This is a genomic window from Microcoleus sp. T3_D1, from assembly GCF_036700405.1.
GTDB lineage: Bacteria > Cyanobacteriota > Cyanobacteriia > Cyanobacteriales > Microcoleaceae > Microcoleus.
The window spans coordinates 37,494-49,938 of the sequence record NZ_JAUBOV010000056.1; the positions used below are offsets into that span (position 1 = coordinate 37,494).

At 46.8% G+C, this 12,445-nt stretch carries 10 protein-coding genes and 1 rRNA gene; 7 read left to right on the forward strand and 4 right to left on the reverse strand.

Features of this window, described 5'->3' with window-relative positions; translation table 11 throughout:
* Positions 1–235: 235 nt before the first annotated feature.
* The gene (locus QT992_RS22755) at positions 236–460 is read right to left on the reverse strand and encodes a hypothetical protein (RefSeq protein WP_006635912.1); all 225 of its coding nucleotides are present in this window, start codon (positions 458–460) and stop codon (positions 236–238) included.
* 1,496 nt (positions 461–1,956) lie between these two features.
* A complete protein-coding gene (locus QT992_RS22760; RefSeq protein WP_333338444.1) occupies positions 1,957–3,792 on the reverse strand; it encodes a caspase family protein in 1,836 nt (611 codons plus the stop codon).
* A gap of 284 nt (positions 3,793–4,076) precedes the next feature.
* Between QT992_RS22760 and QT992_RS22765 the strand changes: the two genes are divergently transcribed.
* The 5 genes from QT992_RS22765 (at position 4,077) to QT992_RS22785 (ending at position 7,902) form a co-directional block, all read left to right on the forward strand.
* On the forward strand, positions 4,077–4,778 hold the full coding sequence (locus tag QT992_RS22765; RefSeq protein WP_333128737.1) for a V4R domain-containing protein: 702 nt from the start codon (positions 4,077–4,079) through the stop codon (positions 4,776–4,778).
* A 94-nt stretch (positions 4,779–4,872) separates the two neighbouring features.
* Entirely contained in the window at positions 4,873–5,139 is a 267-nt protein-coding gene (locus QT992_RS22770) for a hypothetical protein (protein WP_333319931.1), read from the forward strand.
* A 170-nt stretch (positions 5,140–5,309) separates the two neighbouring features.
* Entirely contained in the window at positions 5,310–5,777 is a 468-nt protein-coding gene (locus QT992_RS22775; RefSeq protein WP_333338442.1) for a phycobilisome protein, read from the forward strand.
* 50 nt (positions 5,778–5,827) lie between these two features.
* Positions 5,828–6,490, forward strand: coding sequence for a V4R domain-containing protein (locus tag QT992_RS22780; protein WP_333319935.1), 663 nt, complete (start codon positions 5,828–5,830; stop codon positions 6,488–6,490).
* Between the two features lie 245 nt (positions 6,491–6,735).
* The gene (locus QT992_RS22785) at positions 6,736–7,902 is read left to right on the forward strand and encodes a pentapeptide repeat-containing protein (RefSeq protein WP_333319937.1); all 1,167 of its coding nucleotides are present in this window, start codon (positions 6,736–6,738) and stop codon (positions 7,900–7,902) included.
* A 17-nt stretch (positions 7,903–7,919) separates the two neighbouring features.
* Here QT992_RS22785 and QT992_RS22790 read toward each other — a convergent pair whose 3' ends face one another.
* Both QT992_RS22790 and QT992_RS22795 read right to left on the reverse strand, forming a co-directional pair.
* A complete protein-coding gene (locus QT992_RS22790) occupies positions 7,920–8,390 on the reverse strand; it encodes a phycobilisome protein (RefSeq protein ID WP_333319939.1) in 471 nt (156 codons plus the stop codon).
* A 38-nt stretch (positions 8,391–8,428) separates the two neighbouring features.
* Positions 8,429–8,911, reverse strand: coding sequence for a 2Fe-2S iron-sulfur cluster-binding protein (locus QT992_RS22795; RefSeq protein WP_333057691.1), 483 nt, complete (start codon positions 8,909–8,911; stop codon positions 8,429–8,431).
* Positions 8,912–9,413: 502 nt separating this feature from the next.
* Between QT992_RS22795 and QT992_RS22800 the strand changes: the two genes are divergently transcribed.
* Positions 9,414–11,351: a serine/threonine-protein kinase gene (locus QT992_RS22800; RefSeq protein ID WP_333338438.1), complete on the forward strand. Its 1,938-nt coding sequence runs from the start codon at positions 9,414–9,416 to the stop codon at positions 11,349–11,351.
* A gap of 785 nt (positions 11,352–12,136) precedes the next feature.
* Positions 12,137–12,445 (forward strand): 16S ribosomal RNA (locus QT992_RS22805); the annotation flags it as partial.

Genomic DNA, 12,445 nt, shown 5'->3' on the forward strand with positions numbered 1-12,445 from the left:
TGTGAAACTTACTCAAATCTACTTTTAGAGCAGGTTTGACGTTCACTTCCTGTTTCTATCAAAGCGGTCGGCCGCTTCTTGTCCACAGGCGTGTTTTCGAGCCCAACTTTCCCTACAAACATTTTTTCAATCTTAATCGTGTTTCATTGATCCTGTACAGCTCAATAAAAACGCACTTTTAGGTAAGATTGACTACTTTCTTTGATTCTGTCGCTACCTCTTGATTACTTCCCTGTTAAGGCTTTTGGCCTGATAAGTCCAGAGGAAGTTGGGGAAGCCGGAGGCGAACCGCATTTGTTTGCAGCCAGAGAGTGATAGCGTGCTTCCGTTGCGGAGTCACGTACTCTCCCGGTCTGATCACGCCAGCACAGACGCCGATGTTTTTAATAAGGGTTTCTCGCTCCGATGAACTTGCACCCTGTAGCAACCTGACTTGGGCTTTGATAAAATCCACGTTCATAGCTGAAAGTAAAAGTAAGTAAAGAACTCAGTTAAATAGCGATGCTTTGGTTCCGATTGTAACTCTAAAACCACTTGGTATGAATCAAATTGATTCAACATCCCCAGGATGGGGATCGGGGCGTCTAGAGCTAGCCAACTTTATTTACTTTATCTGTTTTTGCTAGCAAAAGTGTCACTATGCTAGCAGTTTTGGCAGAATTCTTTATAGTTAAGAACTGTTACAAAGTTGGCTCGATTTCCACCATACGGCAGAGTTTAGTGCTAACGCTACTTTCCTGAACCCAAAAAGTTCAGCATTGTCTCCAACTCCTTGCCTTCCTAGGTTTTACACTCCCCGATTGGGAAGCGATCGCTCCGGGAACATTCCTCTTCGAGAGCCCCTCTTAACACCCGGACACCGCCAGATCACCCTATTGATTTAGCTCGTCCTGTAGACTTGGCTGTGGACTATAACTTTAGGCATACGTGTTGTTACCGGGGCTACAATAAGCGAGCAAGTTTTTATTCTTGTTTCTCAAGGAAATATTTTTTGGATTTTCTTGCAAAGCCCTTATTTGTGTTAAATAAGGCAGCTTTGTGAGCTCCGGGCCAACGAAGACTCGCAGCTTGCGAATCCAGATATCTTGTGCTGTGTGGCGGTGAATCTGTTTCCTGAATTCATGAGGGGCGATCGCTCGTCGGCGAGAATTGTCAGTAACGGCTCATTTTGTATAATTCATAACAGATATGTCACTGCTAATAATTTAAAAACAGCACAAGTTTAAACAGTCTTCCATCCGTCGATCGCTCCTAATAACCCACAAAAAGGGATAAAAACATTAACTCTGCATACCCTATGTTTTAAGGCGACTTTGCGTTAGCCATTTGCCTTGTATAGCAATTCGACATAGCCCAAGTTGCGGGCAAATACAGTTAAAATAAACTATAGATTAAGCTGATATTTCTACGTTATAAAATACAAAAATTAAACTTTTTGGATTCACGATTAAAATTAAATAATTGACCGCTTTTTTCGTATTTATAAATATATATTTACCACCCTCCTTATTGTTAAAAAACCTCTGTCTTGACGGCGTAGGCGCCGATTTAGAGAACTCTGGATGTGAAGTAAAGATATTAATTAACCCGCGTTGCACAATTTGAGGATTATTGTGGGGAGTAGGGTTAGGCGTCCCGCCTGCTGTGAAAATACACGCCTTCAGGCTCATGGGCCCATCCACAAAAAACATCAAAATCATCCCAGTATTATGCAACCCCAATTAACCAGCCCATACGATATCTTTCACTATACAAAAACGAACCGACCAGGGGGCATAGAAAATCCCCTCGCGCCGAAGCTGGGGAGGGGAAATGGTGAAGAAAATTATTGGTTTTAAATTATCGATATGTAGGTCTCTTTTTGCAGTATCAAGAGGTATCGAGCGAGCGAACGACCTACTTCGGTCAGTCGCTAAGATAATTTCCCGGTGGGAAACCGAGAAATTATCAACTAAATCAACCTTTTTTCTGCTGGCGTTGCAGCTTAGTTTTCCAATTGGCGATCTCCTTCTGAGCCGGCTGATAACTCTTAGTACCCGACGGCACCAGCGAAGCAGCTTCAACTGCCTCTTTCAACTTTCCTTGAGAGCCGCGCAACTGAGCAATTTTGAGAATACTTTCGCTCCACTGTCCAATTAACTGTTGAGCTTCTTCATACTTCGGCTGACCGGGTTCAATTTTATTAGCTTGCTGGATGCCTTTACTGTAAGAAGAGGCAACCCCCCGCTTAATTTGACCCTTAGCAGCCGATAGCAAAGCAGCATTTACATCCTGGTCTTTGGATAGCTCCTCCCACTGAGCGATCGCCTCTTTCGACTGATTGTACACAGGCTTATTGACATCCGGCATCAATTTAGCCGCGCCGATCGCCCCCTGGAAATCGCCCCGAGCAGCCCGCCCGTTAGCTATATCCAAAATTGTCAAACTCCACCGCTCAATATCCTGCTGAGCCTGCGGGTAGAGCGGATCGCTAGCCGGAATCGTTCGAGCCTTAACCACCGCTTTATTAAAACTAGAAGCCGAACCATCCTTAAGGAAAGTTTTTGCCTCAGCCCACACCTGCTGGCTCGATGGTGGCTGCTTGGTTCCACTCCCTGCTTGCACCGCCCGCGGTTGGTTCTGCGACCCCCCAGTACCAGTAAATTTTTGAGAGCCTGGGTTTTGGGCATTTCCACCAGGCGATCGAGGATCTCCTTCCTGCTGACCAATAAAAATTGATGGGTTCGTCACATAAACGCCCGACAGCAGCACTACAGCCGTAGCTAAGCTCCATAAAACTAGCTGCTGCAAAAATGACTTATCTGACCCCGCGTTATGCTCATCCTCCGGCTTTTGCAAGTTCGGTCGATCGCCCCCCCGATCGGCAGGGGCCACAGCATTCGGCTGCGACACAGGCGGCATCTCAACCGGCGAATCCTCAGCATTGCGAACTGCCGGAGGCAGATCCATTCGAGCCGTAGCCGTCGCCATTTGCGGGCGATCGAACCCATCAGCCGTACCAACCGTCATATTGCCGTTGCGTCCGGCCAACGCAGCAGTTGGTACCCCTGAAGTATCCGGCAAAATCACCAAATTAGCCTTTCCCGGAGGATTCACCACCATCAAAGGTTCTTGTTTCGGACGCAAATGGTGGTCACACAGCTCCGGCACTCGATCGCTCAAAAAACGGTCTAAACCCTTAATGGTGATGCACTGTCCCGATCGTAGCCCCTCCAAAAGCGCCGTCGTAAAAAACCCCTGACGCAAAGCCGAAGTTTCCCGCGAAACTTGATTCGGGCGGCAAGAAAGCACCGTCGGGATTTCCCGTTCCCGCGCCAGCTCGACCGTTTGAGAGCCGATCTTTTCCCCCGCTTTCACAATCTGGCTGCGGTTCATATCAACCAGCACCAATACCGTTTCCGTAGGAGCGTTTTTCAGAGTATTCAACAGCCACTCTACCGGAATCCCCGTACCCTGAATGTCAGCCGGATTGCCGTCAATCGGCATCAAATAATCCTTACCTTCATAGCTGACACCGTAGCCGCTAAAAAAACACCAGAGTAAATCTCCTTGTTGCACATGTTGCGCGCAGAGGCTTTGGGTCAATCTCAGAATATTTTCCCGATTTGGATATGTAGATTGACCCCACAGCGACGGCGAGCTATCGGTCATCAGCAGACATCCATCCGGCGCAAAACCCGCCTCCTCAGTCAAAAAACCGTACAGAGCCTCTGCATCCTCTTGGGCATAACTCAAAGGCTGGAGTAACTGATATTGATTGATGCCTATTGCAATACAAGCGTGATTTTTCATCCCCATATGTCCTATATATATAGTGGACAGCTTGCACAAAACGATAACACATACTCGTTTAAGTAAGGTTATACCCACTTTCGCCAGCACTCACATAGCAGTTGTCCGAAAGCAGAACTCCCAACAAGCCCCCAAATTTAGTATCCTAGAATTTTTAATTTTTATATGCTCGTAAAAATTTATACCCTGCCTGCCTTTAGAAAAATGAAGTTAAATTGGATACACAGGCCAGTCTATTTGACTCTAATTTTCACCAAACTACACCAAAAAGGAATAACCCGCCAATGGTCTCTACCGCCAAAAAAGAAATCTCCCCCCACAGCGAATCGCTCCTGAAGCAAAAGCATCCTAAAACTCACAGCCACTATAGGTTTCAGGATTTTTTTGCCTTCGATCGCCAGATGGGTACAATTGACGACTGGAATGAGTCGCGCAACATTTTTACCAGCGAAGACTTCATTATCGGTTTGGTGGAGGGGCTCGAAGAAGAAGTCGGCCCCGCGTCCTCTGTCATCATGTATACTATTGGTTGCCAGTGGGGACTCCAAGATTCCGAATTTTTTCAAAAATGGTTTAGTGCCGAATACAGCCAGAACATTCGCCAGTCAAATCTCATGTTTCTGCTAGAAACTTGGTGGTGGCCTTTCACGGCTCAAGGTTGGGGTCGCTGGGAAGTGGACATGAGCGATCGCAAACACGGCTGCATCTTCATCAACCTCTTTGACTCAGCAGTTGCTCGCACTTTGGGCGACGTAGGCAAACCGGTTTGTCACCTATACGCCGGTTTGTTCGCCGGTTTCTTCGGCTCTTTAGTCAAAAAGCCTCTGAGCTGCATAGAACTCCAATGTTACTCCATGGGAGAAACCTATTGCAAGTTCCTGCTTGGCAACCCAGATAAAATTGATGCAGCAGCCTTCTGGCTCAACGAAGGTGCCAACGCCCGCGATATTCAAAATCGACTGCAACACGGTGAAATATTGCGGTAAACAACCTGGAAAGGCACATCCCCTGCCCTGCCTTTCCTCCCACCAATTTCGCGATTGAAAGTGCAATGGTGGATTTCTCCAGGCAGGAAGAAAGATGAAAAGTCAAACTTCATGGTTGGACCAATCTGTCCAAGAATTCTTTGGTCACTATAATTGGCTGGGAAAATCTTTAGAAACCCCAAATGGCTCAAGCCCCGGTCAACTTCTGAGTTTAACCCAGCCAGTAGCAGACTTTTTTCAAGCTATTTCTTGGGAAGGAATTCCGGAAGTAGGTGCCCTACCCCTACCGCCACCCTTGCCAGTAATTTCTATTTCTGAACAAGCAGAAGTCACCATTGATGACCTATTCGACCTGTTTTAATCAATGTAGGGAATGGAAAATGAAAAATAGGGCAATCCCTAATCCATCTTCCCTCACCCCTCTTTCCTCATCCTTCAAAATCCCTTAGTTAAATCCGTTAAATCCCGTACATTGCTCGTTGCCGAACTTCCTTCCTTTTATCAATTACCGATTACCACTTAATTAAAATCATGCACCCTGAGATTGAGGCGCTGCTGGATCAGGCAGAAAACCGCTTTTTAAAAGGCGAAGAACTCCTAGCTTTTAAGCGTCAAGCTGTAACCCTTGTCCAGCGCTTAAAAATTTACGAATTTTTGCGAGAGAAGGAAGCAAGCATCTTCCAACCAGTAGCCAACAAGCTACAAGAAACGTTCCCCGACGAAAAACAAGAAACCTTAGAACGATCGCTCAAACATTGGGTGTTAGTCTTGCGGTACTGCGCTATGGCTATGCTGCTAAACGATCAAAATTTTTTAGAACAGCGCCTTGTAGACTGGCTTTCCGGCATAGTCGAAGCCCACCAAACTCAAAAGATCGAAGCAACTGTTTGCAATCTGCTGCAAACTCGTTTAAAAGAATTGCTTTCCGAGCAAGCCCGGGCTATATTGCAACCATTTTTCGACCAAGCGCAGTCAATTATTGACCAAGGTAATAAATAATCAGCTTTCTTCCCAATTTCCAATTCCCGATTCCCAATTCCTAATTTCCGATGATTAATATTGCCGACTTACTCAAACAGCCCCGACTCCCTGGAAACTACTTTGCCAGCGATGCCTACGTCCGAGGCGACCTCGAACTCGGCCTCCTCGAAAACCGCCGGGGCGATCGGCTCTTAGCACTCCCAGAAACACTGATTCAAGCCATTTATATCGGCTTAGAACAAGAAACAGGTCAAGCCTCCCGCCTCGTGCTTTTCAACTGCGGTCGCTGGTGGGGTAAAAACTTCTACGTGCGTTTTTGCGAAGAAGTCAGCGAATACTACGGTCAGCCAGTTTCTGAAATGGAAATGGTAGAATTTCTTCAGTCCTTGCAGCAGTGTTGGAAAACTCATGGATGGGGAACATTTGAGCTTGACCCCAGCTATTCAGAACATGGATTTTTAATAGTAAAAATTGCTAACTCTCTTTTTGCTAAAACAGCCCCCAAGTCTAAGCGACCAGCCTGTTTTTTAGAAGCAGGTATTTTAAGTTCGTTCTTTAGTCAGCTTACGGGTCGAGAACTTCACTGCCTGCAAACATCCTGCGAATCATTGGGTTCGGACTGCAACCGCTTTATTTTAGGGCTGCGCGAGCGCCTACAACCGGGCGAGTCTATGGTCGAAGAAGGAAAAGACCATGAAGCTATTCTCAGTCAACTTTTCCAAAAAAACTGACTTATTTGACAGCTATTACTTTGTTGCTAATAGCTGTCAAATCGATTTTTGGGCATCCATATTATCAACCGTATCATCATCAAAACTGTGAGTTAAATTATAAAAAAGCTCCTGACTTTAAAAATCAGGTTTTAGCAATTCAAATAAAACCCGATCATAACTAGCAGCTAGAAACTTCCTAACTTACTCTAGAAATTCATAAAATTTAAAACCAATCAAAACCTAAAACATTTTGCTAGAACTTAATGGACGCCAATGAACTTCTAAATCGATATGCAGCCGGCGAAAGAGATTTTAGACTGGCAAATCTGCGCGGCATTGTGTTGAGTCCGATCGATTTATACCGTTCCAGCGATGCCCCAACTCTAATTTTGGCTAACCTCAACCAACACCAGCAACGGCCCTACTTAATCGGTGCTAACCTCAGCGGGGCCGACCTCACCAAAGCCCATCTGAGCCGAGCCAATCTCAGCAAAGCTGACCTCAGCGGAGCCAATCTCACCGGCGCCAACCTCATGGCAGCCAGTCTGAGCGGAGCCAATCTCATCGGAGCCAATCTCACCGGCGCCAACCTAGCCGGATCTCATCTGAATTGGGCAAACCTGACCGGAGCAATTCTTCCCAATGCTAATCTCATAGGTGCAGATATGAGCGCCGCTAACCTCACCAAAGCCGTTCTGACTCAGGCAAATCTCAGTAAAGCCTATCTGATTAAATCCAATCTCAACGGAGCCAACTTCAAAGATGCTTACTTAAGTCTAGCGAGTCTCAAAGAGGCAGACTTGACCGAAGCACAGCTCACCGGAGCCGAATTATCCAAAGCCAACCTAGCCGGAGCCAACTTAACCCGTGCTAACCTCAGTAAAGCCAACCTGTTGAAAGCTAATCTCAGGCGGGCTAACCTCACTCAAGCCTATTTAAACGGCGCGTGCTTGATCGGATCAGACCTTAGCGAAGCTTGCTTGGATAGAGCCAATATGTGCAAAGCAGACCTCAGCAAAACCTATCTGAGAAACATTACTTTGAATGGTAGCCACTTAAGCGGTATTAACCTCAGCGGGGCCGATCTGGGCGGTGTAGACTTGAGCCGCAAACTTTTAACTGGAATTAATATGGCAGAGGCATTGTTGAATGAAGCCAACTTAAGCGGTGCTTATCTGATGGAAGCTAACTTGAGCGGAGCCAACCTCAGCAAAGCCAACCTGAGTCTAGCCTACCTGATCAATGCCGACCTGTCTAATTCTTGCCTGCATGAAATTAACTTGACCAAAGCTAACCTGAGTAAAGCCAACTTGCAGAAAGCTGACTTGACAGGAGCCAACCTCCGGGGAGCGATTCTCACTGAGGCGGATTTGACGGGAGCGAAGTTGATTGGAGCCACTCTTCCTAACGGCACAGTTTATCGGCGTTAACTTGTCAACCCCCTTGATTATTTGCCTAGTAAAGTGCGGTTGATGTCCAGAATCGGAAAAAATAGGTTCCTTTCTTCCACTGTGAGATATTGTTTGAGAACCTTTTTCATCACATCATAGGTCACGGTCGCACTATTTCTAACTTGAACAGCGCCTAAAATAGTTTGCAACCAAAGTAGTAGCCGATCGCGCAATCGTTCCGTATCATTAATCAACAGTGCTGCCGCCGAATGCCTCAACACCCGCACAATATCTCCACGGCACTTTTCAGTGACATCGTTACCCCCCCGCCGAAATAAACTAGGGTCTAGAGACTGCATTTGTGCTTCCACTTGCCGCATAATTTCTGTTTCAGAGGCTTGAATTTTTTTATAAGCACTCATCCGGTGATTCAAAGACTGAAAGTAGTCTTTCAAAAATTGGAGTTCTTCTGCACTGGCGTAGCGTCCGTCTGCTTCCATGCTCAAACGCGCAAGTTGGCTCAACATAGATTTTTCTCTACTACTAAAATACAAACATATCAGTTTTAAGCTTCTTTAGTCCGAACTAAATACTGTCCTACTTGAAAGCGGGTTTCATTAAGCTGTGTAACGATAGAACGAGTAATTAACTTTCCTGATTCTACAACTACTTGACCCGTAATTGGGTGTAATAAATCTTGCTGGGCCCGGCGGCCGATCAGAGCTTCGACATTTTCAATAGCATTAATGTACATCCCCGCAGGCAACTCTACAACCACACCCTCGCCCATAATTTGAGCCTGACAAGCAAGTCGCGAATTGGCTTTAGCCGTAGTAATGACTTCCAACGTCCTTTTCTCGCGGCGGTTCATGTCCGACAAGCCTTCCATGCCTTCTTTAATGTAAACATGGCAGGTAGCGCACATTCCCCGCCCCCCGCATTCCTTGAGAACGTCTAAGTCTTTGGAAAGTAAGGCAGACAGGATATTCGATCGGGTTTCGACTGCTATTTCCTCCGCAATTGGATCTAGTTTAATAATTTTAACCATATTGATGTTTGCTCCTGTCAAGTTCAGTATTTAGCAAGTTACGATCGACTTATTCAAAGCGCAAAAAAATTTGGCTAACACTCCAAAAGGTTAAGATGCCTTGACGAGAGCATCGGCTTCTGGATCTCTAACCCCTATGGCATAACCGCACTTCTGTTTTGGTCATATCGCTGTTCCCTCGCCCCGATTCCCCAGCTTAGCCTTGAAAAGCTAAAACCTTAGATACTTTCTGGATGGCATTGAAAAAACTGTAATAGTCGCGATCGACTAAAATAGCAGCCACAGGTAGTTCCAGATCGGGTACCCGAATCCGGCAAGATTGATAGTGATTCCGAAGCTCAAGGATTTTAGTAGGTGCGACTGTGCGAGCGCTCTCAAGGAGGCTGAGAATGAACCTGAGATAACATAGGCTGTACCTGGCGAGCGATTCAAAAATTTGAATTTTTGTCAGAATTATTTACATATTTTAATACTAGCTCAAGCTTTTTCTATAATTAGACCGATGCAACATTCTAAGTACCGCATTTTAGGGCTAGTCGGACAAGGACAATTTGGTCGAGTCTTTTGTGCCAGCGTTCGAGAAGCTCCCGCCCAGGACTCCCGCCTCACCAGCCAACTGGTTGCTCTCAAAGAACTGAGTCATCAAAAAGCCCCAACTAGCGAATTCTTGCGAGAGCTGTGGTTTCTGATCACCTTGCAGCACCCGAACATTGTTACCTGCCGAGCTCTAGAACACACAGCTACAGGCAGGTACTTGGTTATGGACTACTGCGAGGGAGGAACCCTCCGCAACCTGCTCAAACAAGAGCGCCCCTTGCGTCTACTCGAAGGTTTGCAGCTAGTCATGGAAGTTTTAGCAGGCTTAGACTACGCCCACCGCCGAGGCGTAGTTCACTGCGACATCAAACCCGAAAATATCCTCCTAACTTTAGGTGCCAAAGGCTGGTCGCCCCGGCTGTCTGACTTTGGCATCGCGCGTCGGCTGCCAGAAATTGGTACCACTCGCCTCCACCAAGAAATTTCTCCCGACGCTACCGTAGGTTCCCCCGCTTACATGGCCCCAGAGCGGTTTTACGGTCTTTTTTCCCCGATGTCAGATATATATGCAGTAGGAATTTTGCTGTTTGAATTGCTAATGGGCTACCGCCCTTTCGGGGGAACCCCCGGAGACTTGAGGTGGGCGCACCTGAATCAACGCTTGCAATTTCCCGACGCCATCCCCGAACCTTTGCAAGCAATAGTCAAAAAATCTTTAGAAAAGCTGCCAGCCCGCCGTTTTGCCAGTGCTTCCCAAATGGCTCAAGCTCTGCGGCTGATCATGTACGACCCCGCAGTCAGACAATTGGGCGACTGCATTATTCCCTGGGAAAATCCCACAACCAGTGGTGATAAAGGTCTGAAGTCGGAAACTGAGTCTTTGCTAGAAGTTGAAGAGGAAAAAGCTTCACAGTCGGCTATTAATTTACTTCGGACTGTGCGCTATTCGCTTTCGCAGGCAAAGCCACTGATACTTCCTGCACCGTTGACCGCTTTAATTGCCACTGAAACGTATCTCTATGCTGCTGTAGGTACAGAGGTGAAGGTGTGGTGTCAGCCGGAAAAACAGCTAGTTACAGGAGAAATGTCTACTTCTATTTCATTCATGGCCGAAATCGTGCGTAGCATTTTACCGACTTCCCACGGCTGCTGCGTTCTCACTCCGCAAAAACTTTACTGGCTCAATGAGCGCTCTTGGGAGCCTCAGTGTTTGCTGGATATGGGTTTGAGGCAAGGCCCAGATGCTTTAAAAGCTGCTATTGACTCTCACGGCAACTGGTTGACAGTAGCGGTTCCTGGCGAACTGCGTTTTTATTCTTTAGCGGGAAACAGCACTGCGGGCGATCGGGAAAAAGCCCTGAAGCCGATCGCTACTGTGCCGTTACCAGAACACTATTTACCAGAATTAATTTTTTTGGATCGGCGACACGTCTTAGCAGTTTGGCCGGACAACGAACCAAAAAATCCCCAAACTATTTTTAGAGTTTACACTCGCCGCGGCACGCCCGTGGGTTCTGTGCGGTTGTCTGCCAGTGTCGGACAGATCCTATTAACACCTGAGCCTTATACTTTGCTGGGAATTCCCCAAGGTGGTAAAGCGGCGGTGCTGTTGATGAAATTGTGGCCGCTCAAGGTAGCGCGAATTCCCCTGGAAAGTTTGCCCGTGTCTGCTTGTGTGGCTAATTGGGGATGGGTATTGGCAGATGTTGGGGGGCAGATAGAAGTGTTAAACAGTCAAGGGATTCAAGTAGGGAATTTTAGCAGCCCCGCCTCACCCCGGGCGATCGCTCCTTGGGGGAATAGGGGTTTGGTGATTGCTGTCAATACTGAGGAAGAGAGTCACTTGCATTTTTTAGATGTAGATGTTGAGGAGACCAACTCGCGCTCGCTCATCAAAGGCTGATAACTGGGGTAACTGAAGGAGTTTGGGGGTGTAATTCAGGATAGTGTATTTGCGCGCTATCGATTCCTGGGAGTTCGATCGGGGCTAGAGTACCGTGTCGTGTCAGCTTCTGCATTCTGAGTCACAGGAATTGTTAAGGGCGATCGGCTCACTCTGAGACCCAAACGTCCATCAGTAAAGTCCAAGAAATGCAGACACCACTTAATATATATAGACTCATGCACCAGCCTGCTTCCGTCATCCTCACCCCATGATGCAGGCTCACACCTTACACTCTAACTTTGCCTTACCTATACTCCAAGTAAGCCCCATCATCATGTTGAACCACTGAGTCCTTCTACCCATGCGCGGGAAATAGTCCGCCCCAAAGCCGTATTTTGCCCCAAAAAAAAGACCCCATAGTTAAAAGAGGAGTCAGCCAGGGGATACCGGAGCAGGTCATAAATGCCGAAACCCTTACTGTGTATAGGTTCAAAAAAAAATCAAAAATATTTTCACAAAACGCTTGACAACTCTGGGGAGAGTTGATACATTAATAAAGCGCCAGAAGGGAAGCGGTTCAAACAACCGCGAACTAAAGGTCAAAAGAAAGGTAAAAAACTGAACCTAGAAAAAAGAATAGTTTGAAAGCTTAAAGCACTATTAACCTCGTCAAAAAAATCAAGATAGAGAGTCAAGGCGAAAGCTAATACTCAATATCGCAAACAACGAGAAAAAAGTCAAGGGAAAAAAACCAGCCTTTGTGCTGAGTGGAAAGAACTTGACTCAAGCCAAAAAAACAATCCAACACGGAGAGTTTGATCCTGGCTCAGGATGAACGCTGGCGGTCTGCTTAACACATGCAAGTCGAACGGAGTAGAAATACTTAGTGGCGGACGGGTGAGTAACGCGTGAGAATCTGCCTTCAGGACGGAGACAACAGTTGGAAACGACTGCTAAGCCCCGATGTACCGAAAGGGAAAATATTTATAGCCTGAAGATGAGCTCGCGTCCGATTAGCTAGTTGGGGGGGTAAAAGCCCACCAAGGCGACGATCGGTAGCTGGTCTGAGAGGACGATCAGCCACACTGGGACTGAGACACGGCCCAGACTCC

Coding starts and splice junctions, on each gene's coding strand:
- QT992_RS22755 (WP_006635912.1), bottom strand. CDS start 460: ATGAACGTGGATTTTATCAAAGCCCAAGTCAGGTTGCTACAGGGTGCA.
- QT992_RS22760 (WP_333338444.1), bottom strand. CDS start 3,792: ATGAAAAATCACGCTTGTATTGCAATAGGCATCAATCAATATCAGTTA.
- QT992_RS22765 (WP_333128737.1), top strand. CDS start 4,077: ATGGTCTCTACCGCCAAAAAAGAAATCTCCCCCCACAGCGAATCGCTC.
- QT992_RS22770 (WP_333319931.1), top strand. CDS start 4,873: ATGAAAAGTCAAACTTCATGGTTGGACCAATCTGTCCAAGAATTCTTT.
- QT992_RS22775 (WP_333338442.1), top strand. CDS start 5,310: ATGCACCCTGAGATTGAGGCGCTGCTGGATCAGGCAGAAAACCGCTTT.
- QT992_RS22780 (WP_333319935.1), top strand. CDS start 5,828: ATGATTAATATTGCCGACTTACTCAAACAGCCCCGACTCCCTGGAAAC.
- QT992_RS22785 (WP_333319937.1), top strand. CDS start 6,736: ATGGACGCCAATGAACTTCTAAATCGATATGCAGCCGGCGAAAGAGAT.
- QT992_RS22790 (WP_333319939.1), bottom strand. CDS start 8,390: ATGTTGAGCCAACTTGCGCGTTTGAGCATGGAAGCAGACGGACGCTAC.
- QT992_RS22795 (WP_333057691.1), bottom strand. CDS start 8,911: ATGGTTAAAATTATTAAACTAGATCCAATTGCGGAGGAAATAGCAGTC.
- QT992_RS22800 (WP_333338438.1), top strand. CDS start 9,414: ATGCAACATTCTAAGTACCGCATTTTAGGGCTAGTCGGACAAGGACAA.